A 22,629-nucleotide genomic window follows, 5' to 3' on the forward strand; every position below is an offset into this window, starting at 1 on the left:
AGAGCGGCCATGAGCGGCGAGCGGCCGTGGCCGCGTCGATAGACTCCGGCCGTGACTGAGGGAAGCACGGTCGAAGCCGGCACGGAGGCGGACGGGCGGCGCGTCGTCGTCGGCGCCGCGATCCGCGAGGGCCGGGAAGTGCTCGCCGCGGCCCGCGCCTACCCGCCCGAACTCGCCGGGCTCTGGGAGTTCCCCGGCGGCAAGCTCGAACCGGGCGAGACCGAAGCGGAGGCGCTGCGCCGCGAATGCCGCGAGGAGCTCGGCGTCAATATCGAGGTCGGCTCCCGCGTCGGCGGCGACCTCGTCACCGGCGGCGGCCGGTTCCTGCTGCGGGTCTACTTCGCGCGGCTCGTGAGCGGCGAACCGCACGCGAAGGAGCACGCCGAACTGCGCTGGCTCGGCCCGGACGAACTCGACTCGGTGCCGTGGCTGCCGGGCAACCGGCCCGCGGTGGAGACCCTGCGGGCGCTGCTGCGGGACTGAGTTTGCGGGCCGAAGGCCCGGACGCGGTCGCCGGTCTGCGCGTCGACCACTGCGCCGAGCCCTCCTAGAAAAAGGTCCGCACCGCGTCGACCAGGACGCCGTCCGCGTCGGCGACCGGGATGAGCCGCCACTTGTCGAAGCTCGTGCACGGGTGCGACAGGCCGAGGCGGACCACGTCGCCGACCGCGAGGTCTTCGGGCGCGCCGGTGAGGAACAGGTGCTGGTCGCTGATCTGCGGGCACACGGCCCCGTCGAGTCCCAGCGGGATCGGCAGGTCCTGGTCGAAGGGGAGGTCGCGCCGGCCCGCGTCGAGGATCGCGAGGCCCGGTTCGGGGCGCGAGAGCACGCGGGAGCGCGCGGTCAGGGCGGGCCGCAGCTCGGGGCCGTCGCCGCCGCGGGCGGCGGGGGTCCAGCGCGCGTAGCAGCCGTGGTCGTGGACCAGGTAGGACCCGGAGCGGAGCACGATCTCCGCTGCCGGGGCGAGCGGTCCGAGGACGGCCGCGACTCGGTCGAAGTAGGCGCTGCCGCCGGCCGAGACGACGGGACGATCGGTAGCGAAGTCCAAGGCCGCGAAGAGAGTCGCGAGGTCGCCGAGGTAGGCGTCTACTGCGTCGATCGCGGCGGCGTCGGTTCCGGCGGTGACCGCGCCTTCGTATCCGGCGACGCCCGCGAGGTGCAGGTTCGGGGCGGCCTCGACCGCCTCGGCGATTTCGAGCGCGGCGGCGATGCCGCGGGCCCCGGCCCGGCCGCCGTCCGCGCCGAGTTCCACGAGCACGTCCACGGGCGCGGTGGCGACCGCCGCGAGTTGTTCGACCGCTGCGCGCGAGTCGGCGAAGAGGGCGATGCTGGTGCCGGACACGGCCCAGGCGGCGATGCGCGCGAGCGAGGCGGGATCGGCGACCTGGTTGGCGATGAGGATCCGCGGCACGCCGAAGTGCCGGGCCACGCCTGCTTGGAAGGCGTTCGCGACGGTGACGCCGACGGCCCCGGCGTCGAGCTGGCGCTGCCACAGCTGCGGGGCCATGGTGGCCTTGCCGTGGGGTGCGAGCGCGAGGCCGCGCGCGGCGCACCAGGCGGCCATGGCGTGGAGGTTGTGGTCGAGGGCCTCGGCGTCGAGGACGACGGCGGGGGTCTCCAGATCGGTGACCTGGGGCCGGTCGCGGAGCCAGTCGGCGAGGGTCCGGCCGTGCGCCGCGGCGGGGAGGGACTTGTGTCTCCAGTCGAGCGGTTCCTCGCGCAGGGCCCGCAGCCGGGTGTCGTCCATGGTCGCCGCCCTTAATTGGAATGTATCTTTACAATATGACTGTACCTTCCGAGACGACGCCGAAGACCGCGATCCGCACCGAGGCCGCTCCGGCCCCCGCCCACGCCTTTCCGCAGGGAGTTCGCAAGGGCCCCATGCTGACCGTGTCCGGGCAGGGTCCGGTGGACCCGGCCACCGGCGAGTACCTGCACCTCGGCGACGTGCGGGCCCAGACCCGCCGGACGCTGGAGAACGTCGCGGCGATCCTGGAGGCGGGCGGCGCGACGATGGGCGACGTCATGATGCTGCGCGTCTACCTCGCCGACCGGGAGGACTTCGCGGCGATGAACGAGGTCTACGGCGCGTTCCTCGACGAGAAAGTCCCCGCAGGCGTCCCGTTCCCGGCGCGGACGACGGTGATCTGCACCCTCCCGAGGGCCGAGATGCTGGTGGAGATCGACGCCCTGGCCTGCGTAGACTGACGCTTCGTGCCGGGTGAGAGAGGGCGTCGAGTGGCTGCATTGGACTTCGTGATCCGGGGTGCCGAGGTCGCCGACGGGACCGGCTCGCCGAGGTTCCGCGCCGATGTCGGCCTCGCGAACGGCCGCATCGCCGCCCTCGGCGAAGACCTCGACGGAGACCGGGTCATCGACGCCGGGGGCCTGGTCCTCGCGCCCGGGTTCATCGACATGCACGCCCACTCCGAGCTCGCCGTGCTCGCCGACCGCGAGCACCTCGCGAAGCTGGGCCAGGGGTGCACCCTCGAGGTGCTCGGCCAGGACGGGCTCTCGTACGCGCCGGTGGACGAGGCGACCGCGCCGCAGATGTGGGAGGCGATCGCGGCCTGGAACGGGCGGCTCGACGTCGACTACGACTGGCGCACGGTCGGCGAGTACCTCGACCGGGTCGACCGCGGCACGCCCACGAACGTCGCCTACCTCGTCCCCCACGGCACGGTGCGGATGCTCGCGATGGGCTGGGAGGACCGGCCGCCGACGCCCGCCGAGCTGGAGGTCATGAAAGCCCATGTGGCCCAAGGCATGGAAGAGGGGGCGTTCGGGCTCTCGGCGGGGCTCAGCTACGCGCCGGGGATGTACGCGGACACGGCCGAACTGATCGAGCTGTGCAGCGTGGTCGCCTCGTACGGCGGCTATTTCGGTCCGCACCAGCGCAGTTACGGCGCCGGCGCGATGGAGGGCTACGCGGAGATGATCCAGATCTGCCGCGAGTCCGGCAGCGCGCTGCATCTGGCGCACGCGACGCTGAACTACGGGGTCAACGAGGGCCGGGCCGCCGAGCTGCTGAAACTGGTGGACGAGGGGCTCGACGAGGGCGTGCCGATCAGCCTCGACACCTACCCGTACCTGCCGGGGATGACGATGCTCGCGGCGCTGCTGCCGAGCTGGTCGGTCGCCGGAGGCTATGGGGCCCTGGAGGAAAGGCTCGCGGACGCGGCGACACGGGAGCGGATCGCGCACGAGCTGGACGTGGTCGGCACCGACGGCGCCAACGGCGTGCCGGTGGACTGGTCGAAGATCGAGATCGCGGGAGTCGACCACCCGGAACTGCGGGGCCTGGTCGGCAAACGGGTGGCCGAAGCCGCTGGGGCGCAGAGCGCCTCGGAGTTCTTCCTGGACCTGATCGTGCGCGACGAGTTCGGCACGGCGTGCCTCATGCACGTGGGCAACGAGGAGAACGTGCGGGCGATCATGCGCCACGGCGTCCACACCGGATCGAGCGACGGCGTGCTGGCCGGGGACAAGATCCACCCGCGGGCCTGGGGCTCGTTCGCGCGCTACCTCGGCCACTACACACGCGAGCTGGGGCTCTTGAGCGTCGAGGAGTGCGTGGCGCACCTGAGCGGCAGGCCCGCGGCGGTGCTGGGCCTGCGGGACAGGGGCCTGGTCGAGGCCGGCTACGCGGCCGACCTGGTGCTGTTCGACCCCGAGACGGTCGACGCCCGGTCGACCTTCGCGGAGCCGCGCCGGCAGGCGGCGGGCGTGGAGTACGTGTTCGTCAACGGCGCCTTGGCGATCGAAGAGGGCGTCCGGACCGGTGCCGTGGCGGGAAGGTCGGTCCGCCGCACCGGTCGTTGACGCGGACGAGGCTCCCGCCGAAACGGCGGGAGCCCCTTTACCCGGATTCGGATCAGGCGTCGGCCTCCAAGGCGAAGTCCGCGCCCACTACGGCGTCGAGCACCACTTCGGCCTCGGCGGCGCCGTCGGCCCAGCCTTCGGCGGACGCCGCCAGCTCGGTGGTCCCCGCGTCGGTGAAGAGCACGTAGGCGCCCTGGCGGTCGGTCACGGCCACGTTGCCGGTGGCCGGGTCGGTGACCAGCGCCCCGGCGATCGGCGCGCCGTCGGCCGCGTCGGTCACGGTGCCGCGCACCAGGCCGCCTTCGAGTTCACCGCAGCCGATGCGCACGTCGTCGAGCATCCACCAGAACGCCCACGTGTCGTTGTCGTCGAAGTTGAACTTGAGGCGCACCTCGCTCTGGTCGGCCCAGTCCGACAGGTCGACCGTCTCGATCGTCGCCTCGGGGTCCTCGTTGGTGTACCAGACCTGCTCCCAGGTCTCGCCGTCGTCGGTGCTGACGGCCACCTCGATCTCCGCGCCGAACCCGAAGTCGATGAAGAAGCTCGCGAACGACAGGGTCGCGTCGTCGGCGGCCGTCAGGTCGATCACCGGGCTGATCAGGTCGGAGTCGATGTGCAGCTGCGGGTCCTCCGCGTCCGAGTTGGCCTGCGCGAAGCCGCCCGAGCCGGGCGTCAGGTTGCCGTAGCCGAGCGGGTCGTCGAAGATCCAGCCCTGGCCCTCGCCGTGGTCGACGACCTCCCAGCCCTCGGGGAGGGCCAGCGACTCGAAGCGCTCGTCGAAGACGTCGGAGCCGTAGCCGGGCGCCTGGCACTCGGGGGTGACCGGCACTTCGATCAGCGCCGCGTCGGCGGCGTCGACCACGACGCTCTGGTAGCCCGGGTAGGCGGGCTTGACCGTCAGCGGCCAGTCGCCGGTCGCGGGGATCTCCAGGCTGAACGCGCCGGTGAACGGGTCGGTGAACGCGGTGGCCTCGCCTCCGGCGGTGCTCACCCTCGCGTCGAGCGCCCAGCCGTGGCCCGAGCCGTCGACCACCGCGCCTTCGACGGTCTGCGTCTCGCCCTTGACCAGGGCGGCGTCGAAGACCGCCGCACCGTCGTCCTTGACGCGCACGGCGCCGGTCTCGGTGCCGTACAGGAACTTCGAGACCGTGACGTGGTAGCGACCGGCCGGGATGCGCGAGAAGTCGTACGCGCCGTCGGCCCCGGTGGTGGCCTCGCGGACCACGCCGCCCTCGAACACGAGGCGCGCGCCGGCGACGGGCTCGCCGTCCTGGTCGGTCACCGCGCCCGAGAGCGCGCCGAACTTCCCTGCCGGCGCTTGGTCGACGGCGTCCTCGACGTTGAGGCGGCCGTGCCCGTAGACGTTGTTGGCCTCCTCGTCCCCGGTGCACTGGTCGTCGGCGGTGTCGACCGCGGTGCCGGCCAGCGTCTCGTAGACCGCGTCGTAGTCGCCCTCCAATGCGGGCGACGCGGAGAGCAGCAGCGCGATCGCGCCGGTCACATGCGGTGTGGCCATGGAGGTGCCGTCGCCGGTGCCGTACTCGTCGCCGGGGAGGGCGGAGAGGACGTCGACGCCGGGGGCCGACAGGTCGGGCTTGAGGGTGCCGTTGAGGCCGTGCCCGCGCGAGGAGAACTCCGCGATCGCGTGGTCCTCGTCGAAGGCGCCCACGGCGATCACGTTCTCGTACACGCCGGGGCTGCTCATGGTCAGGCAGGCCGGGCCGTTGTTGCCCGCCGCGAAGACCGGGATGATCCCCGAGGCGTGCCACAGGTCCACGATCTCGGCGAAGATCGGGTCGTAACCGGGGATCGAGGAGCCCCAGGAGTTGTTGACGACGTGCGGGGCCTTGAGCGGGTCCGGGTTGCGGCCCTCGGAGTCGGTCGGGGCGGCGAGCCACTCGGCCGAGAGGATCAGCGCCTCGGTGGAGGGGCAGCAGCCGTTGACCGCGATCCACTCCGCGCCCGGGGCCACGCCGATGCCGTCGGCGCCGACCATGGTGCCCATCGTGTGGGTGCCGTGGCCGTCGAAGTCGCAGGGCTCGCCGTCCTCGCAGGCGCCCTGGATGTCGTAGTAGTTGTAGTCGTGCGTGAAGGTCCCGTCGCCGTTGTTGCCGCGGTACTGCTCCACGAGCGCGGGGTGGTCGTACTGCACGCCGGTGTCGATGTTGGCCACGACGATGCCCTCGCCGGTGAAGCCGTCCTCCCACACCTCGGGCGCGCCGACGTCCGCGACGCCCCATTGGACGCCCGCCTGCTCGATCGCCTGCTCGGTGCCCCAGGTCTGGAACCCTTCGGCGTCCTTGTCGCCGGGCGTGATCGGCTCGATCAGCTCGTACTCGGGCGCGGCCACGACCGCCTCGACCTCGTCGAAGGCGACCAGGTCGGCGAGCAGGTCCGCGTCGCCTTCGACCTTCACCGCCGAAGCGCCCCAGAAGGACTCGTAGTCGGCGCCGGCGGCGTCGAGCGCGGCGAGGACCTCGGCCTGCGAGTCCTCGGCGTACGCCTTGGCGGCGTCGACGGCGGCGACGCCCTTCTCCTCCTTGGAATCGGCGGCCAGCGCCGCGCTGTAGTCGGGGGAACCGGCGAACAGGAGCCACAGCTCCGCGTCGCCCTGGTCGTCGATCTCGGCGACCAGCTCGACATCGACCTTCTCGGCGATGAGGGCTTGGACTTCGGCGTCGGCCGATTGGGCCGCGGCGCCCGAGGCGGCGGCCGCCGGGACCAGCGCGCCGGCGAAGGCGGCGGCGAGAATGCGGCGCGTGCGCCGCTTTGCAACTGTCACGAACTCTCCTTGTTGGGGGGTGGCCCCGAAGGGCCGGGGGTGGTCTCCTAGAGGAAGGAATTGGGTGACTATTGACGTGTTGTAGGGGATAAACCCATTTTGTGGGCCCCGAATTCGATACGCACTGAAGGCCCGGCTCGGTTGCATCCGACCCGAACTCGGCATGAAAAAACCTCGACCCCGGGTCTGAGGGACGACGAAGGGCTCCCTCCGATTGGAGGGAGCCCTTCGTAAGGCGTGGTTCAGGAGCGGGTCAGAAGTCGAAGCCGCCGAAGTCGCCGCCTCCGAAATCACCGCCGAGGTCGCCGCCGGAGTCGCCGGATTCGAAGCCGGTCTCGGAGCCGCCGAAGTCGCCTTCGGCGCCTTCACCGCCGGAGTAGTCGCCGCCCGCGACCATGCCGCCGGCGTAGGCGGGGGCGAGCATCGCGTCGAAGACCATGAGGCCGACGAACGCTCCGGTCGCCCCGGCGAGCGCGGGCTTCCACCAGGGGGTGTTGTACCAACCGGCGGGCACGGGGCGTCCGTCCACTCTGCCGCCGGGGTAGTAGTGGCGGTTCTGGTCGTCGGGGTCCGGGGAGCCGGTGTAGGAGCGGCCCTCGACCTCGGCGCTGACCGGTTCGGTCAGGGCGCCCACGCGGGTCTGGCCGCGCAGGGTCGGGATCTCGGGGCCGGGGTCGATGCCCATGGCGGTCCGGGCGGCGCGCACGTAGTGGAGGCCTTCGATCGCGGTCTCGGCGGCGAGCCGGTACTGGTGGATCGAGGCGGCCGATTCGAGCTGGGAGCCCGCGGCGGTGTACCGCTCCCCCGCGTCGGCGAGCGCCTGCCCGGCGGGGAGGTTGTCCCCGGGGGCGGTGAGGTTCATCGTCTGGCCGCCTAGGCGTTCGTGCAGCCGGCGGGCTTCGGCGGCGGCGTCGGCGAGTTCGGCTTCGACGCGCTTCTTATTGGACCGGACCACGAAGGCGATGACCGCGATAGCGACCACCAGCAGAGTCAACCACAGCTCCATGGTCCGAGCCTACCCGTGGCGGCGCGCCTACACTGGCCCCTATGACGTGGGTCCTATTGGCGGTGGTGTGCCTGGCGGCGGGGGGTCTCGGCGGCTGGTTCGCGGGGCGGTCGCGGCAGGCGGCGGAATTGGCGGCGGCCACGGCCCGGCTGGAGGCGGCCTCTGACAACGAGCAGCGGCTGGAGTCGACGCTGCGGACGGTCGCGTACGAGGCGACGGACCATTCGCGCGCTGCGGTGGGGCAGGTGCTGGCGCCGATCACGGAGACGTTGGCGCGCTACGAGTCCCGTCTGGGCGATGTGGAGCGTGCGCGGGTGGACGCGTACGCGCAGTTGCGGGTGCAGTTGTCGGGGGTCGCGGAGACCTCGGAGGATCTGCGGGAGCAGACAGGCCGGCTGCTGGGGGCGCTGCGGTCGCCGCAGGTGCGGGGGCAGTGGGGCGAGGTGCAGTTGCGGCGGATCGTCGAGGCCGCGGGGATGGTCGAGCACTGCGACTTCTCGGAGCAGCAGGTCGGGGTGGTGGACGGGCGCGGGGTGCGCCCGGACCTGGTGGTGAAGCTGTCGGGCGGGCGCACGCTGGTAGTGGATGCGAAGGCGCCGTTGCAGGCGTATTTGCAGGCGCTGGAGTCGGAGGACGAGGTGGGGCGCGACCAGTCGCTGCGGGCGCACGCGAAGCACCTGCGGCGGCATGTGGAGGCGTTGGCGGGCAAGGAGTACTGGCGGGCGTTCGAGGACACGCCGGAGATGGTGGTGCTGTTCGTGCCGGCGGACGCGTTCCTCGACGCGGCGCTGCGGGGCGATCCGGCGCTGATGGAGGACGCGTTCGCGCGGGGCGTGGTGGTGGCCTCGCCGGCGACGCTGATGGCGCTGCTGCGGACGGTGGCGCACACGTGGCGGCAGGAGGCGCTGGCGGTGCACGCCAAGGAGGTGCACCGGTTGGGCCGGGAGCTGCACGAGCGGTTGGGCACGGTGGCGGGGCACTTCTCGCGGCTTGGAGCGTCGCTGGAAGCGGCGGTGGGTTCGTACAACGCGGCGGTGGCGAGCGTGGAGTCGCGGCTGCTGGTGACGGCGAGGCGGTTCAGCGAGCTGGAGGTGGCAGGGAACGCCCCGGAGTCGCCGGCCCCGGTGGTGACCCCGGCGAGAAAGCCGACATGGGACGAGGCAGAACTGCGGGAGCCGTGACCTGGCGCCGGGAGTGGCGCGGAGGGCCCGAAAGCGGATCACGGATCACGGATCACGGATCACGGATCACGGATCACGGATCACGGATCACGGATCACGGATCACGGATCACCTAAGGCTTTATACCGTCCCTAACCCCCACCCTCCCTGGGGACCGTAGCGGCAACCTTCCCGCTCGGGTACGACAAGAATCGGGCCCGGAAGCCGTTATGTCACCCGAAAGCGTGAACCGGGCTTGGCGTGTCGCCGGCTTCGCGGCTGCGACCGCGCGGCGGCGCTCCGCGCCGCCCGCGGGCGTATGGTCATCGCCCTGCCCGCCGGTTCTCGGATCGGGCCGCGCGGAGGCTTCCGCCCTCCGCGGTTTTTCAGGCCGCGCCCAGACTTCAGCGCTTGGCGGCTTTTTCAGGCCGCGCCCGGACCTCGACCCCCGGCGGATTCTTAGCGCACTACCGTGCGCTTCAGCTTCCGGCCTCAGCCCGCTGCCGCGGCCTTCGCCTTCTCGGCCGCCTTCAGGTCCTTCACCAGTTCCCTCGGCAGCGAGAAGGTCAGCTTCTCGGTCACCGGCTCGAACTCCTCGACGCTCGTGAAACCGCGCTCGGCCAAATGCGCGAGCACGTCCTGGACCAGGTTGTCGGGCACCGACGCGCCCGAGGAGAGCCCCACGGTCTCCGCGCCCTCGAGCCACTCCTCCTCGATCTCGTGGGCGAAGTCGATGAGGTGCCCGGCCTTCGCGCCGTGCTGCACCGCGACCTCCACCAGCCGCACCGAGTTCGACGAGTTCGTGGAGCCGACCACGAGCATCACGTCGCAGTCGGCGGCGATGTCCTTGACGACCTGCTGGCGGTTCTGCGTCGCGTAGCAGATGTCGTCGCTCGGCGGGTTCTGGAGCATCGGCAGGCGCTTCTTGAGCCGCTCGACCGTGGTCATCGTCTCGTCCACCGACAGCGTCGTCTGCGAGAGCCACACGACCTTCTCGGGGTCGCGGATCTGGACCTGGTCGACCGAGTCGGGCCCGTCCACGAGCTGGATGTGCTCGGGGGCCTCCCCGGAAGTGCCGATGACCTCCTCGTGGCCCTCGTGGCCGATGAGGAGGATGTCGTAGTCCTCGCGCGCGAACCGCCGCGCCTCCTGGTGCACCTTCGTCACCAGCGGGCAGGTCGCGTCGATCGCCTTGAGGCCGCGCTCGTCGGCCTGGTCGTGCACCTCCGGCGCCACGCCGTGCGCCGAGAAGACCACCACCGACCCCGGCGGCACCTCCTCGTTCTCCTCGACGAAGACCGCTCCCTTCCCGGCCAGCGTCTCCACGACGTGCCGGTTGTGCACGATCTCCTTGCGCACGTAGACGGGAGCCCCGTAGAGTTCCAGCGCCTTCTCGACGGTCTCCACGGCTCGGTCCACGCCCGCGCAATACCCGCGCGGCTTGGCCAACAACACTCGCTTCGGGTCTGCCACGCCTCGATGGTAACCGGCCGCCCGGTTTCGTCACACCCGACAGTTAGTCTGGCGACGTGACCGACGCTCCAGCGCAGACCGGACCGGGCGCTCCGATGAGCGCCGAGAACCCCTGGCCCCTGCGCGTGGTGTCCAAGAAGATCGGCGACTGGCTCGCGCGCCTCGGCGAGGTGTGGACCGAGGGGCAGATCACCGAGATCTCCCACCGCGGCCGCACCGTCTACCTGACGCTGCGCGACCCGGCCGCCGAGGTCTCGATGCGCGTCGTCGACTTCACCGGCGCCGTCGCCGCCTGCGAGCCACCGCTGAAGGACGGCGCGCAGGTCGTCATCCGCGCCCAGGCCCAGTGGTGGGACAAGAACGGCTCGCTCTCGCTGCACGTGCGCGAGATCCGCCAGGTCGGGCTCGGAGAGCTGCTCGCGCGCCTGGAGCGGCTCAAGAAGCTCCTCGCTGCCGAAGGCCTGTTCGCGGCCGAGCGCAAGAAACCGCTGCCGTTCCTGCCCTACCGGATCGGGCTCATCACCGGGCGCGCCTCCGACGCGATGCGCGACGTGCTCAAGAACGCCCAGGCCCGGCTGCCGTCGGCCGAGTTCGCCGTGCGCGAAGTCGCCGTCCAAGGCCCGAAAGCGGTCACGGAGGTCTGCGCGGCCCTCGCCGAACTCGACGCCGACCCCGACGTCGAGGTCATCGTCATCGCCCGCGGCGGCGGCTCCATGGAAGACCTGCTGCCGTTCTCGGACGAGACCCTGTGCCGGGCCGTCGCCGAAGCGGTCACCCCGGTGGTCTCCGCGATCGGGCACGAGCCCGACACGCCGATCCTCGACTACGTGGCCGACTGGCGCGCCTCGACGCCGACCGAGGCCGGCAAGAAGGTCGTCCCCGACCTCGCCGAGGAGCAGCGCGGCCTCAACATCAGCCGCACCCGGCTGCGCCAGGCGCTGCACGCGATGCTCACCAGGGAGTCGGACGCGCTGGCCGCGGCGCGGGCGCGCCCGGTGCTGGCGCGGCCCGAGACGATGCTGGAGGCCCGCGCCGAAGCGGTCGCGAACCTCACCCACCGGATGCGCTCGAAGGTGCACTCGCGCCTGGAGCGGTCGACCGACGAACTCGGGCACCTGCGCGCGCGGCTGCGGTCGCTGTCGCCGCAGTCGACGCTCGACCGCGGGTACGCGATCGTCACCGACGCCGAGTCCGGCGCGGTGCTGCGGGACGCGGCCGAGGCGGGCGAGCGCATCGGCGTGCGCCTCGCGGCCGGGGCGCTGGAGGCCGCGGTGACCGAGAAGATCGAGCAGGAGGAACGTTGAGCGACGAGCAGTTGAGCTATGAGGCGGCCCGGGCGGAACTGGTGGCCACGGTCGAACGCCTGGAAGCGGGCGGGGCGACCCTGGAGGAGTCGCTGAAGCTCTGGGAGCGCGGGGAGGCGCTGGCCGACCTGTGCCAGTCGCACCTCGAAGGCGCGAGGGAGCGGCTCAAGGCCCGCACCGAGCCCGACGCGGAGGAGTAGCGGCCTACAGGGCCTCGGCCACGCCCGCGGCGAGTTCGGGGAGTTCGTCCACGCCGTCGGCGTCGGCGGTCAGGATCACGGTCACGCCGTCGAGTTCTGCTACCCAGGCCTCGCCGGCGCCGACCGGGTACGCGGTCCATTCGATCCCCGAGGCCTCGACGGGCGTGCCGGTCCCGGTGAGGTCCGCGTTCACGTCCTCGATCGCGCCGTTGGTCTCCACGAGTTGGAGGCCGTCGCCGTCGGGCGAGTACCAGCCGGTCCGCAGCGTGACCGTCTCGCCTTCGACGTTGAGGGCGGTCGAGATCGGCTTCCACTCCTCGGAGAGCTCCGGCTCGATCACGGTCAGGCCCAGGCTCGCCGCGGTGGCCTGGTTCTCGGCCGTGCCGACCACGCTGACCTGCCGGTCCGCCGCGACCCAGCTCCAGCCCCAGTAGAACAGCCCGAGCGGCACCAGCAGGACCGCCATGGAGAACGCCATGTCGCGCATACGCCGCTGCTTGGGGCGCGCGGGCTTCTCGGCCTCGGCGGGCGCTTCAGCGGGGGCTTCAGACTCGGCGGGACCGGGTTCGACCTTGACCTCATCGGTGGACATGCCCCCATCGTCGCCGACCCGCGCCCGGGCGGGAGCACCGGCCCGCCCGGGCGTGTCCCACGAGGCGCGGCTCGGGTCCGCCGCGGCCGAGTCCGCCCGCGAGACCGTCCGCGGAGGCTCGTGCCCGAGGCCGCGACGGCCCCGAACCGGTCGGCTCCGCCCACGCCTGCCCACGCAGGCGTGAATCCGACTTCACGCCCGAACTGGGCTTGCAATACCCTCACCGCAGCGGCATGCCCCGACCGGAAGGAGCCCCCCTTGATCCTCGTGGCAGGCGAGAACGTCATCGACCTCGTCCCCGCCCCCGGCGGACAGCTCCGGCCCACCTGCGGCGGCGGCCCCGCGAACACCGCCGCCGCGCTCGCCCGGCGCGGCGTCCCGACCGCGCTCGTCGGCGCGGTCGGCGGCGACCACTTCGGGCGCCAGATCTGGCGCCGCCACATCGCGGCGGGCGTGCGCCGCGACTGGCTCCACCGCACCGACCTGCCCTCGACCCTGGGCCTGGCGATCGTGCACGAGGACGGCCGGGCCGATTACGACTACTGGACGACCGGCACCGCCGACTTCGCGTGGGAGGGCCGGGCCCTGCCCAAGCCCGACCCGGCCCGGGTGGACCTCGTCCACTTCGGTTCCCTCGCGGCCTACCTCGACCCGTCGGCGCGCGCCATCGAGCACTGGGTCAACCGCGCCCGCCGCGCCGTCCCCGTCTCGTTCGACCCGAACATCCGCCTCAGCGCCATGGGCGAGCCCGCCGAGGTCCGCGAGCGGACCGAGCGGCTCGTGGGCCTCGCGAACCTCGTGCGCGTCTCCGAGCGCGACCTGGCGCAGCTCTACCCGGGCAAGGCCGTGGACGAGATCGCCCGCAACTGGCTCGACGCCGGGCCGCAACTGGTGGTCGTGACCCTCGGCGACGCCGGGTCGGTGGCCTTCCACCGCGGCCACGTCACCGAGATGGCGGCCCCGCAGGTCGACCTGGTCGACGCGATCGGCGCGGGCGACGCCTTCACCTCTGGGCTCCTGGGCTGGCTCACCTCCGCGGGCTGGATGCGCCTCGACCGCCTCGCCGCCTGGGGCAACCGGACCGTGGTCGCCGCGGCCCTGCGGTACGCGAGCCAGCTCGCCGCCCACGCGTGCACCGTCCCGGGCGCGCCGTGACCCGGCTCGTCGTTCACGCGCCGGTAACTCGCCGCGCGGCGGCATAAGATCATCTGGTGCCTGCTCCCGAACTGCGGATCTGCCTCGACGAGACCGACCTCGACGCGGCGCTGCGCCTCGACGCCCGGCGGGGCCTGACCTCGCACCCCAAGTACCTGCCGATGCGCCTGCACTACGGCGGGCGCGGCTCGGCCCTGTTCGGCGAGCTCACCCGCCAGCCCGAGTACTACCAGACCCGCAGCGAGCGGGCGATCCTCAGCGACCGGGCCGAGGAGATCGCCCGGGCCCTCGGCGCCGAGCCGGTCTCGGTGATCGAGCTCGGCGCGGGCCGGGCCGAGAAGATCCGGCCGCTGCTCGGCGCGCTCGACCGCGACGGGCGCCTCGAAGGGTTCTGGCCCTTCGACGTCGCCGCCGGGGAGGTGCGGGACGTGCTGATCGAACTCGCCACCGCCTACCCGGACGCGCGCCTCGGCGGGATCGTCGGCGACTTCACCCGCCACCTCGCGCACCTGCCCGACGACCACGGCACCCGGTTGGTGGCGTTCCTCGGCGGGACCTTCGGGAACTTCACCGGCATGGAGCGGGGCCAGTTCCTGCGGGACCTGCGCGAGGCGCTGCGGCCGGGCGACTGGTTCCTGCTCGGCGCCGACCTCGTCAAGGACCCCGAGATCATCCTCGCCGCCTACAACGACGCGGCGGGCGTGACCGCCGAGTTCAACCTGAACGTGCTGTACGAGCTCAACCACCGCCTCGACGCCGACTTCGAGCCGGACAACTTCGAGCACATCGCCTTGTGGGACGACGACACCGCCACCGTCGACATGCGGCTGCGGGCGATGAAGCCGATGTCGGTGGACGTCGCGGGGCTCGGGCTCGACCTCAGTTTCAGCGTCGGCGAGGAGATCCACACCGGCATCTCCACGAAGTTCCACCGCGCCGAACTGGACGACCAGCTCCAGGCGACCGGGTTCGAACCGGTGCGATGCTGGACCGACGAGCGCGACTACATGGGCGCGTTCCTCGCCAAGGCGGTCTAGTCGATCGGACCTGGCCGCCCCCGTCCCGAACTAGGGTGGACGGCATGGGAGAGATCGTGCTCATCCGCCACGGCGAGACGACCTGGTCGGCGACCGGCCGGCACACCTCGGTCACCGACCTCGAACTCACCGACAACGGTGTGGCCCAGGCGAAGGCGCTCGGTCCGCTGCTGGAGGGACGCGAGTTCACCGCCGTCTGGTCGAGCCCGCGCCGCCGGGCCCTGGAGACGGCGGAGCTGGCGGGGCTGGCGATCACCGCGGTCCTGCCCGACCTGGCCGAATGGGCGTACGGCGACTACGAGGGCCGCACCTCCGAGGAGATCCAGGGGAGCGACCCGGACTGGTCGATCTGGACCGACGGCGGCAAAGGGCCCGAAGGCGAGTCGGCCGAGGAGGTCGCCGCGCGGCTCGACCGGGCGCTCACCGAGGCCGAGCCGCTGCTGGACCGGGGCGACGTGGCGTTCGTGGCGCACGGCCACAGCCTGCGGGTGGCGGCGGCGCGATGGCTGGGCCGGCCGGCGAGGGACGGGCGCGACTTCACGATCGACACCGCCTCGATCGCGGCCCTCGGCTACGAGCACGGCGGCCACGCGATCACCTTGTGGAACCTCACGGCGGCGGCCGCGAATCCGGCGCGCTGAGCGCCGGTCTCATGGAGCGGCGGACGGAACCGCTTAGGCCCCATCCGGTCTCACCGCGCGTTAACCTAGTCGTCGCGACACGTCGTTCAATGAGCCGAATCCGAAGGTTGACAAGATAAGATGCCGCACAACCCGGACCCCGGACCCCGGACCCCGGACCCCGGACCCCGGACCCCGGACCCCGGTGCGTTGGGCGTCAGCCGGACCGTGGTCCTCGCCGGACGCACCCTCCAGTCCCTGGCCCGCCTCCGATTCGACCTCGCCCCGCTCCTGGCCCTCGACCACCGCGTTCGCCTCGTCCACACCCTCAACGAAGGCTCTGACCGCCGCTGGCACGCCGAGCGCCGCGCCCCGCACCTCGGCATCCCGCTGGTCCCATGGAAAGTCGCCGTTGAAGAGCGGCCCCACCTGGTGGTCTCCGCCAGCGCCGACCCCGAGCTCTACGAGGCGAACGCACCGGTGGTGCTGATCCCCCACGGCGCGACGTACAACCGCGTCCTGGACGGCCTGACCGGCGCCGCTGGCACGGCGCGCGAGCAGGTAGTCGGGCCGGGCGGTCGGCTTCCCGCGTTCATGGCGATGCCGGGCGCGGCCGCGGTGGAGCAGCTCGCCGCCGACTGCCCTGAGGCGCTCTCGGCGGCCGAGGTGACAGGCGACCTGTGCATGGAGCGGTTGCGTATCAGTGTCCCGCTGCGGCGTGCGTACCGCGAGGCGCTCGGGGTCGCGCCGCACCAGAGGCTCGTGGTGGTCTCGTCCACGTGGGGTCCGTATTCGCTCACCGCGGTGGACCGTTCCCTGCCCGAGCATCTGCTGTCGCGGCTGCCGGCGGACGAGTTCGCGGTGGCGTACATCCCGCATCCGAACATCGACGCGGACCACGGCGGCAATCTGCTCGCGTACTTGCGGCCGCGGCTTCGGAACGGGCTCATCATGATCCCGCCGGAGGAGGGTTGGCGGGCGGCGTTGATCGCGGCGGACTGCGTGGTGGGCGATTCGGGTTCGGTGACGTTCTACGCGGCGAACCTGGGCAGGCCGGTGCTGTTGGCGGCGTTCGGGTTCGAGGAGATGGCCGCGGGAAGCCCGCAGGAGGCGTTCGGTCGGGAGGCCGTGTGGCTGCGCCGCGAGGAGGACCCGGTTTCGCAGATCCGCGAAGCGGTGTCGAGCGGGGCCTGCGGGCGTCGCGGTTATCTCGACGCCGCGTGGTCGGAACCGGTGCCGGGTCCAGCTCGGCGCATCACGGACCGGATCTACGAACTGCTCAGCTTGTCCCCCGAGGAGACCGAACCGGAGTTGCTGGCGCCGCCCGAGCGGCTTCCGGAGAGTCGCCCGATGAACGCGTGGCATTGCGACCTGCGGATCGACGGCGACGAGGTCGTCTGGAGCCGTTACCCGGCCTCGCATCCGCGCGGGCCGGGCCGTCTGGTCGTCACGGGCGAGTGCCGCGACTCGCGGCTCCGCGGCGACGCCGAGCTGTTCCTGGAGCATTCGCGAGTGCACCGAGCCGACGAGGTCGGGCCGGTCGCGGAGGAGTTGTTCGCGGACTACACGCAGTGCAAGCTGGTGAGCGTCAGGACCGGAGCGGAGGAGGCGCTCGCGGTCGGCCGCGACGGGGTGCGCTTCGGTATCCGTTGCGGGGCGGGTCTGCTCGACGTTGTCCCTGCGGCGCTTCTGGATTCGCGCCTCGGGCCCTCGCTGCGGCTTCGCGGTCCCGGGGGCACGGTCTCGGCGACGATCGGCGTCGTGGCTTGATCGGGCGGTTCGGCCCGCCCGATCGCGGCTTCGCCGCAGGCAGCCGAGGTCATCGCCCGAGCAGCTTGCGGACCTCGTCGGCTCCGGCGTCGCCGATCGACTCGTAGAGGGCGAGAGCCTTCTCGAGGTGCTCGGTGCGTTCCGGTTCGGCGCTGAGGAGCGCGAACTGGTGCCGGCCCTGCGCCAGCGGCAGTGCGATGCCGAGGTCGTGGGCGAGTCCGAGCGCGTCCTCCACCCGTCCGGCCGCGCCGTCCACATCGGTGCGCAGTGCCAGCAGGGCGGCCTCGATCTCGACCATGACGCCGGTGCGCCAGTCGTTCGCGAGCGCGAGCTGGTCGCGGGCCTGCTCGAAGAGTTCGGCGGCCAGGTCGAGTTCGCCGAGTCCGCGGCGGGATTGGGCGAGGAACCACAGTTGCAGCCCGAGCACTCTGGGGGTGCCGACGCCGAGTTCGATCTGCTTATGGGCATTCGCGGTCGCGCGTTCGAACCAGGCGAGGGCCGTCGCGTACCGTTCGCGTTTGAGTTCCAGGCGGCCGTTGAACTCCAGTGCGGTGCCGATGAGCACGTGGTCGCCGAGCCGCTCTGCGGCCGCGAGGGTGTCGGTGAGGACTCGGCCGGCCTCGGTGAACTGGAGCGCGTCGGTGAGCGTCTGGCCGAGCAGCAGCATCATGCGGATCTGCGCGACGGGGTTCGCGTCCTCTTCGGCGGCTTCGGCGGCGAGTCGGTAGGTGTACTCGGCGTCCTCGTACTGGCCGCCGGTGGTGAAGTAGGCCCACATGGCCTCGGCGAGCGCCCAGGTCTCGAAGTGCCACTGGTTCTGGGCGGCGAAGGCGGTGAGGGAGACGAGGTTGCGGCGCTCCTCGCGGAACCACTGCTGCGCTTCGCCTTTGTCGGTGAAGGGCGGGACGGGGACGTCCTCGATCGGTCGGGCCTGGACGCGGTAGCGCTCGCCCATGACGGCGTGGTCGGCGATCTGGGCCCGCTTGAGGTGCCACCGGACCATCTGCCGCTGTTCGTCGGTCATGCGCTCTCCCGGGTGTGTCTGCCTCGCGGGCGCAGTCGCAGTCGCCAGCGCCCCGGACCGTTCTCGACCAGGAGGCGCCGCTCCTGGAGTTCCTCAGAGGGCCGGCACCCGTCGGCGTTCGCGTCGAACCAGTCCAGTAGGGACTGTTCTACCACGGGTTGCGGGAGCAGGCTCAGCGCTCGATAGACCCGGTGGGCCGCGGCGCTGACGGACTCGTAGGCCCGCAGGAACAGTGCGGCGTCGTCGTGGCGCGCGGCGAGGGCGACGAGGTCTTCGATCTCCACCGCTCCGGCGGCGATGACGCCGCCGGCGTCGAGCAGGCGGCCGGGGATGCCGCCGAAGGCCTTGATGAGGCTGGCGGTGACGTCGGGTCCGAGGCCCACGGCCGCTTCCAGGAGGTCGGCGGCGTGCTCGGTTTCGAGCGGGCCGAGTTCGAGTCGTCGGGCCGGGCGCCAGTGGGGGTGCGCGGTGGTGAGCACGATGAAGGCGACCGTCGCGGTCCGCGGCCAGAACCGTTCGATCTCCTCGCGGTCGGCGGGTCCGTCGAGGACGACGATCATGCGCTTGGAGGCGAGCATCGAGCGGTAGACCTTCTCGACGGCGGCCGGTGTGGAGGGGATCTGGTTGCGGCCGAGGCGTTCGAGGGCGGAGACCAGTTCGTCGTGGCCGCCGGGCGTCGAGGGCTGGAGGTGGAGCACGCCGTCGGGGTAGGCGTCCTTGAGCATCGCCGCGGCGACGCCGGCTATCGCGGTCTTGCCCGAGCCGCTCGGTCCGGTGATCTGGACGGGGCGCGGTTCGTCTGCCGCGAGCCAGTTCGCGAGCTGCTCGAGTTTGTCGCTGCGGTCGGTCCACTCGTAGGGCTTGAAGCAGAGTTCCCAGGGCGGCTCGGGCCGCGGGGCCTGCTGCACGACCGTCCCCGCCTGGATGAAGTTGCGGACTTCACCGTGGAAATCGTTGTGGTTCAAGGGGCCCGCTCTCCTCCATGCGTCGCCGCTCCGGTGGGACCACGTTCATGGTCCCACAGACTAAGCTGGGTCGCATGTCCTGAAGGAGGAGCGCCATGGACCCGATACTGCTTTCGATCGCCACCGCGGCCGCCGGTGCACTCGGCGGGGAGATCGCCAAGGGGATCGCCGCCGCGGGCGAGTTCGTCAGGGAGCGCTTCAGCGGGAACGAGAAGCAGGAGCTGACGTTGCTGCGGGCCGAGACCGGCAAGATTCCGGCCGAGGATCTCGCGGCCGAGATCGAGCGGGCGTGCGCGGAGGACCCGGCGTTCTTGCGGCAGTTGAGCGACCTCGCGGGCCAGCCGATCCAGGTGTCGCAGGTGAACCAGGCCGGGCAGCAGGTCAAGTTCCAGAACAACTTCTTCGGCGGCTCGGGTCCGGACAAGCTCGTCCAGGCCGACCGGATCGAGAACCTCCGGCTCGACTGAGTCCCCTGGGCGGGGAGATCGGCACGTCGGGACCGGCACGAGCGGGCCCTTCTCTGGTACGCTCCCTCACCCATGAGCCCTCCCCTCCTGTTGATCAGGTCACTGCTCGTCCGCGTCCCGCCGCGCGCGTGGCTGTGGGCGTTCGCGGTCGCCATCGTCGCCGACCTCGCCGCGATCACCTTCGGATTCGACGGTCTGCGCTGGGTCTGCAAGCCCGCGTTGACGCTTCTGCTCCTCGGGTACCTCATCGTGTCCGCCTCGCCGGGCGGGAGGCCGGCCCGCTGGATGGGCCTGGGCCTGGTGCTCGCGTGCGGGGCCGACATCGCGCTGCTGGTGGAAGGGACGCCCGCGTTCCTGACGGGCATGGCGCTGTTCGGCCTCATGCAGATCGTCTACATCGCGGTGTTCGCCCGGCTGGGCGCGCTGGAGCCGCTGCGGCGCCGCTGGTTCGTGCCGGGCGCTTACCTGGGGTTCTGGTTGGGCGCCAACGTGGTGCTGTGGCCGCGGCTCGAGGCCCTCGCGCTCCCGGTGGCGGTCTACAGCCTGCTGCTGGTGTCGATGGGCACGGTCGCGAGCGGCCTCGGGCGCCTCGCGGCGGCCGGCGGGCTGCTGTTCGTGGTCTCGGACCTGCTGATCGGCATGGGCAGGGCGGGGTTCGACCTGCCGCTGGAGAGCCAGTCGGTGATGGCGACGTACGCGGCGGCGCAGTTGCTGCTCGTCCTCGGCTTCCTGAAGGCGCTGCGAACGCAGGGCCGCGACCGTGAGGAGTCGGCGTGAACAGCATGAAGCGCGTCCTGTGGCCGATCGGCTTCGTCCTCGGCGGTTTCTTCATCGTGCGGGCCCTGCTGGAGCCCTTCCTCATCGACTTCTCGGACCCGTCGAGCTACGAGAACGACTGGGGCGGCCCGAGCCTCGTCGGCGTCCTGCTCGTCCACATGGGACCGGGCGTGATCGCCGCGGTGCTGCTGGTCCGCGCGATGGTCAAGTCCGGCAACCGGACCACCGACGAGACCCTGGACGAGAACCTCGACGAGGACTGAACCGCCCTCAGACGACGTCGATGCGGTGGAGGCGTTGGGTCGCCCTCGTGAGGACCACGTAGGCGACGCCGGCTCCGTGGGACTTCGCCACCGCGCCGAGGTCCACGGCGATCACCGCGTCCCATTCGAGGCCCTTGGACTCCAAGGGGCCCACCAGGGTCACCCGGTCGTCGTGCACCAGGCCCGCGAGTTCGGCGTGCCGCGCATAGGGGGCGATGATGCCCACGGTCCCTTCGACCGCTTCGAGGGCCTCGGCCACCGCTCCGGCGAGCTCGGGCAGCAGCGCGTCGGCCGCCACCGACTTCTCCTCGACGGCGACTCCGGTCTCGCGCACCGCCTCGGGCAGGTCGATGTGCCGCAGCCGCGGCTTCGCCCACTCGGCGGCGTACTCGAAGACCTCTTTGGAGTTGCGGTAGTTCTTCGTCAAGTGGAACTCGTGGACGCGCCCGCGCGGCACCGCGCGGCGGCGCGCCTCGGCGCTCTCCTTCGGGCGCGGCCAGCTCGACTGGGCCTCGTCGCCGACGACGGTCCAGCCCGCGGCGCGGCCGCGCCGCCCGAGCACCCGCCACTGCATCGGCGAGAGGTCCTGGGCCTCATCGACGATGACGTGCGCGTAGTCCTCGTAGAACGCGTCCCGCGACTGCCGCTCGGGCCGGTCGTAGTAGCGGTCCTGGGTGGTCGAGACCTCCTGGATGCCGTCCCACGAGCGGATGCGGTCGCGCCCGCGCGGCTGCGGCTTGATGCCCAGCAGCAGGCGCAGCTCGTCGAGCAGCGCCACGTCCGGGATCGAGAAGTCGCTCTCGCGCAGCGAGGCCGCGACGCCCTCGATCGCGTCGCGCTTGAGATGGCCCTCGGCCGCCGAGGCGAGGCGGCGGGTGTCGCCGGCCCAGCCGAGCACGTCGGCCGGGTCGAGGTCGGGCCACCAGTGGTCGAGGAACGTGAGGAACTCCCCGCGCGAGCCCACGTCGCGGGAGAACTTCGCCGGCTCCGCGTCGGGGATCACGGGCTTGATCTTGCGCCACAAGGCGATCAGCAGCGCCCGCCCGGCCTCGGTCTTGGCGAGGTTGGGGCGCGTCTCCTTCTCGAAGACGCGGGCGCGCACGGCCGCGAGCTCGGCCGCGTCGAGCCGGAACACGTCGCCGCGGTAGACGATCCGCAGCTCGTCGGGGGCGCCCGGCGGGGTCTGGCGCACCAGCCGCCGCAGGATCGGGATCATGACGGTGCCGCCCTTGACCGCGGCGACCTCGGGCCGGTCCTGGCGCGTGGCCTCGACCCCGGCGTACAGCTCCCCCATGGAGTACAGCGCGGCGGTCTCCTCGCCGAGGCTCGGCAGGACCCTCCCGATGTACTTCATGAACACCGCCGAGGGGCCGACGACGAGGATGCCAGCGGCCTCGTAGCGGTTGCGGTCCTGGTAGAGCAGGTAGGCGGCGCGGTGGAGCGCCACGACGGTCTTGCCGGTGCCGGGCCCGCCGGTGATGATGGTCGCGCCGCGCCCGGGCGCGCGGATGGCCGCGTCCTGCTCGGCCTGGATCGTGGCGACGATGTCGCGCATCCGCCCGGTCCGCTTGCGGCCCAAGGCGGCCATGAGCGCGCCGTCTCCGACGACCGGGAGGCGTTCGGCGGCGTCCTCGTTGAGCAGGTCGTCGCTGATCTCCTCGACGCCGCGGCCGAAGGAGCGGATCACCCGGCGGCGGGCCACCTCCTGGCGGTCGACGGCGGTGGCGCGGTAGAACGGCGCGGCAGCGGGCGCGCGCCAGTCGACCAGGAGGGTGCGGTACTCCTCGTCGCGCACGCCGAGGCGTCCGATGTGGCGGACCTTGCCGTCGTCGAAGTCGAGGCGCCCGAAGACCAGGCCCTCGTGCTGGGAGTCGAGGTCGGCGATGCGGCGGGCGGCGCGGTAGACGAACACGTCGCGCTCGTACTGGGCGCCGGGGACGGTGGCGGCGAGGTGGGCGTACCCGGCGTCGCGGTTGCCTTCGGCGTCCGCGCGGAGCACGTCGACGCGCTGGTAGACGCGGTCGACGAAGCGCTGCTCGATCGCGATCTCCTGCTCGGGGGTGTTGGAGGGATCGGGGTCGGGCACGGCGTGGGACGTGTCGTCGACGTCCTGTGGGTGCTGGTCGTCGGCGGGGCCTGGTTCCTGGGACACTGCGCTCCTCGCTCGAATTCGGGAACGCACCAGCCTAGCGCGCCGAGGTGACGCGCGTCC

21 protein-coding genes are annotated in these 22,629 nt (G+C 72.0%); 13 read left to right on the top strand and 8 right to left on the bottom strand.

Annotated elements, in window-relative coordinates; all coding sequences use genetic code 11:
• The first annotated feature begins 51 nt into the window (after window positions 1-51).
• On the top strand, window positions 52-483 hold the full coding sequence (locus tag IF12_RS0105360) for a (deoxy)nucleoside triphosphate pyrophosphohydrolase (protein WP_051703995.1): 432 nt from the start codon (window positions 52-54) through the stop codon (window positions 481-483).
• Window positions 484-547: 64 nt separating this feature from the next.
• Here the strand turns inward: IF12_RS0105360 and IF12_RS0105365 are convergent, their stop codons facing one another.
• Window positions 548-1,747 (bottom strand): hypothetical protein, encoded by a 1,200-nt coding sequence (locus tag IF12_RS0105365; RefSeq protein ID WP_030155413.1) that lies wholly within the window; start codon window positions 1,745-1,747, stop codon window positions 548-550.
• 35 nt (window positions 1,748-1,782) lie between these two features.
• On the opposite strand from IF12_RS0105365, the gene IF12_RS0105370 reads away from it, so the two are divergent.
• Together IF12_RS0105370 and IF12_RS0105375 are read left to right on the top strand one after the other, a co-directional pair.
• A complete protein-coding gene (locus IF12_RS0105370) occupies window positions 1,783-2,208 on the top strand; it encodes a RidA family protein (RefSeq protein ID WP_030155416.1) in 426 nt (141 codons plus the stop codon).
• Between the two features lie 39 nt (window positions 2,209-2,247).
• A complete protein-coding gene (locus tag IF12_RS0105375; RefSeq protein ID WP_030155418.1) occupies window positions 2,248-3,822 on the top strand; it encodes a D-aminoacylase in 1,575 nt (524 codons plus the stop codon).
• 52 nt (window positions 3,823-3,874) lie between these two features.
• Here the strand turns inward: IF12_RS0105375 and IF12_RS0105380 are convergent, their stop codons facing one another.
• Window positions 3,875-6,604 (bottom strand): S8 family serine peptidase, encoded by a 2,730-nt coding sequence (locus tag IF12_RS0105380; protein ID WP_051703996.1) that lies wholly within the window; start codon window positions 6,602-6,604, stop codon window positions 3,875-3,877.
• A gap of 253 nt (window positions 6,605-6,857) precedes the next feature.
• Window positions 6,858-7,610 (bottom strand): hypothetical protein, encoded by a 753-nt coding sequence (locus tag IF12_RS0105385; RefSeq protein WP_030155423.1) that lies wholly within the window; start codon window positions 7,608-7,610, stop codon window positions 6,858-6,860.
• A gap of 41 nt (window positions 7,611-7,651) precedes the next feature.
• Between IF12_RS0105385 and IF12_RS0105390 the strand changes: the two genes are divergently transcribed.
• Window positions 7,652-8,791, top strand: a complete 1,140-nt coding sequence (locus IF12_RS0105390) for a DNA recombination protein RmuC (protein WP_030155425.1) — start codon at window positions 7,652-7,654, stop codon at window positions 8,789-8,791.
• A 471-nt stretch (window positions 8,792-9,262) separates the two neighbouring features.
• On the opposite strand, the gene IF12_RS0105395 is transcribed toward IF12_RS0105390, so the two are convergent.
• Entirely contained in the window at window positions 9,263-10,243 is a 981-nt protein-coding gene (locus IF12_RS0105395; protein ID WP_030155427.1) for a 4-hydroxy-3-methylbut-2-enyl diphosphate reductase, read from the bottom strand.
• A gap of 56 nt (window positions 10,244-10,299) precedes the next feature.
• On the opposite strand from IF12_RS0105395, the gene xseA reads away from it, so the two are divergent.
• Both xseA and IF12_RS0105405 read left to right on the top strand, forming a co-directional pair.
• Window positions 10,300-11,547: an exodeoxyribonuclease VII large subunit gene (gene xseA, locus IF12_RS0105400; RefSeq protein ID WP_231492342.1), complete on the top strand. Its 1,248-nt coding sequence runs from the start codon at window positions 10,300-10,302 to the stop codon at window positions 11,545-11,547.
• Window positions 11,544-11,747: an exodeoxyribonuclease VII small subunit gene (locus tag IF12_RS0105405; protein WP_030155438.1), complete on the top strand. Its 204-nt coding sequence runs from the start codon at window positions 11,544-11,546 to the stop codon at window positions 11,745-11,747. Before xseA ends, IF12_RS0105405 begins: the two co-directional genes overlap by 4 nt.
• A 4-nt stretch (window positions 11,748-11,751) precedes the next feature.
• Here the strand turns inward: IF12_RS0105405 and IF12_RS23780 are convergent, their stop codons facing one another.
• Entirely contained in the window at window positions 11,752-12,339 is a 588-nt protein-coding gene (locus tag IF12_RS23780) for a DUF4245 family protein (RefSeq protein WP_051703997.1), read from the bottom strand.
• A gap of 267 nt (window positions 12,340-12,606) precedes the next feature.
• Here IF12_RS23780 and IF12_RS0105420 point away from each other — a divergent pair, with 267 nt between their 5' ends.
• From IF12_RS0105420 to IF12_RS23785, 4 genes are all read left to right on the top strand, one after another.
• Complete coding sequence (locus IF12_RS0105420) at window positions 12,607-13,494, top strand: carbohydrate kinase (RefSeq protein ID WP_231492390.1); 888 nt, start codon at window positions 12,607-12,609, stop codon at window positions 13,492-13,494.
• Window positions 13,495-13,550: 56 nt separating this feature from the next.
• The gene (gene egtD / locus IF12_RS0105425) at window positions 13,551-14,531 is read left to right on the top strand and encodes an L-histidine N(alpha)-methyltransferase (protein ID WP_030155446.1); all 981 of its coding nucleotides are present in this window, start codon (window positions 13,551-13,553) and stop codon (window positions 14,529-14,531) included.
• Between the two features lie 44 nt (window positions 14,532-14,575).
• Window positions 14,576-15,172 (top strand): histidine phosphatase family protein, encoded by a 597-nt coding sequence (locus tag IF12_RS0105430; protein ID WP_030155448.1) that lies wholly within the window; start codon window positions 14,576-14,578, stop codon window positions 15,170-15,172.
• A 411-nt stretch (window positions 15,173-15,583) separates the two neighbouring features.
• Window positions 15,584-16,921 (top strand): hypothetical protein, encoded by a 1,338-nt coding sequence (locus IF12_RS23785; RefSeq protein ID WP_133884407.1) that lies wholly within the window; start codon window positions 15,584-15,586, stop codon window positions 16,919-16,921.
• 49 nt (window positions 16,922-16,970) lie between these two features.
• Here the strand turns inward: IF12_RS23785 and IF12_RS0105440 are convergent, their stop codons facing one another.
• Together IF12_RS0105440 and IF12_RS0105445 are read right to left on the bottom strand one after the other, a co-directional pair.
• Window positions 16,971-17,945, bottom strand: a complete 975-nt coding sequence (locus IF12_RS0105440; RefSeq protein WP_030155450.1) for a tetratricopeptide repeat protein — start codon at window positions 17,943-17,945, stop codon at window positions 16,971-16,973.
• Window positions 17,942-18,910, bottom strand: a complete 969-nt coding sequence (locus IF12_RS0105445) for an NB-ARC domain-containing protein (protein WP_030155451.1) — start codon at window positions 18,908-18,910, stop codon at window positions 17,942-17,944. The genes IF12_RS0105440 and IF12_RS0105445 overlap by 4 nt, the downstream gene beginning before the upstream one ends.
• A 95-nt stretch (window positions 18,911-19,005) precedes the next feature.
• On the opposite strand from IF12_RS0105445, the gene IF12_RS0105450 reads away from it, so the two are divergent.
• The 3 genes from IF12_RS0105450 to IF12_RS22685 all read left to right on the top strand — a co-directional run bounded on the left by IF12_RS0105450 (window position 19,006) and on the right by IF12_RS22685 (window position 20,417).
• Window positions 19,006-19,377, top strand: a complete 372-nt coding sequence (locus IF12_RS0105450) for a hypothetical protein (RefSeq protein WP_030155452.1) — start codon at window positions 19,006-19,008, stop codon at window positions 19,375-19,377.
• 72 nt (window positions 19,378-19,449) lie between these two features.
• On the top strand, window positions 19,450-20,154 hold the full coding sequence (locus IF12_RS23790) for a lysoplasmalogenase (protein ID WP_051703999.1): 705 nt from the start codon (window positions 19,450-19,452) through the stop codon (window positions 20,152-20,154).
• A gap of 5 nt (window positions 20,155-20,159) precedes the next feature.
• Window positions 20,160-20,417, top strand: coding sequence for a hypothetical protein (locus IF12_RS22685; RefSeq protein WP_369807674.1), 258 nt, complete (start codon window positions 20,160-20,162; stop codon window positions 20,415-20,417).
• A gap of 7 nt (window positions 20,418-20,424) precedes the next feature.
• On the opposite strand, the gene IF12_RS0105465 is transcribed toward IF12_RS22685, so the two are convergent.
• Window positions 20,425-22,569 carry a UvrD-helicase domain-containing protein gene (locus tag IF12_RS0105465; RefSeq protein WP_197034612.1) on the bottom strand — a complete coding sequence of 715 codons (2,145 nt, stop codon included), beginning with the start codon at window positions 22,567-22,569 and terminating at the stop codon, window positions 20,425-20,427.
• Window positions 22,570-22,629: the final 60 nt, after the last annotated feature.

The organism is Glycomyces sp. NRRL B-16210, assembly GCF_000719515.1.
In the GTDB taxonomy this organism is placed as follows: Bacteria; Actinomycetota; Actinomycetes; order Mycobacteriales; family Micromonosporaceae; genus Glycomyces.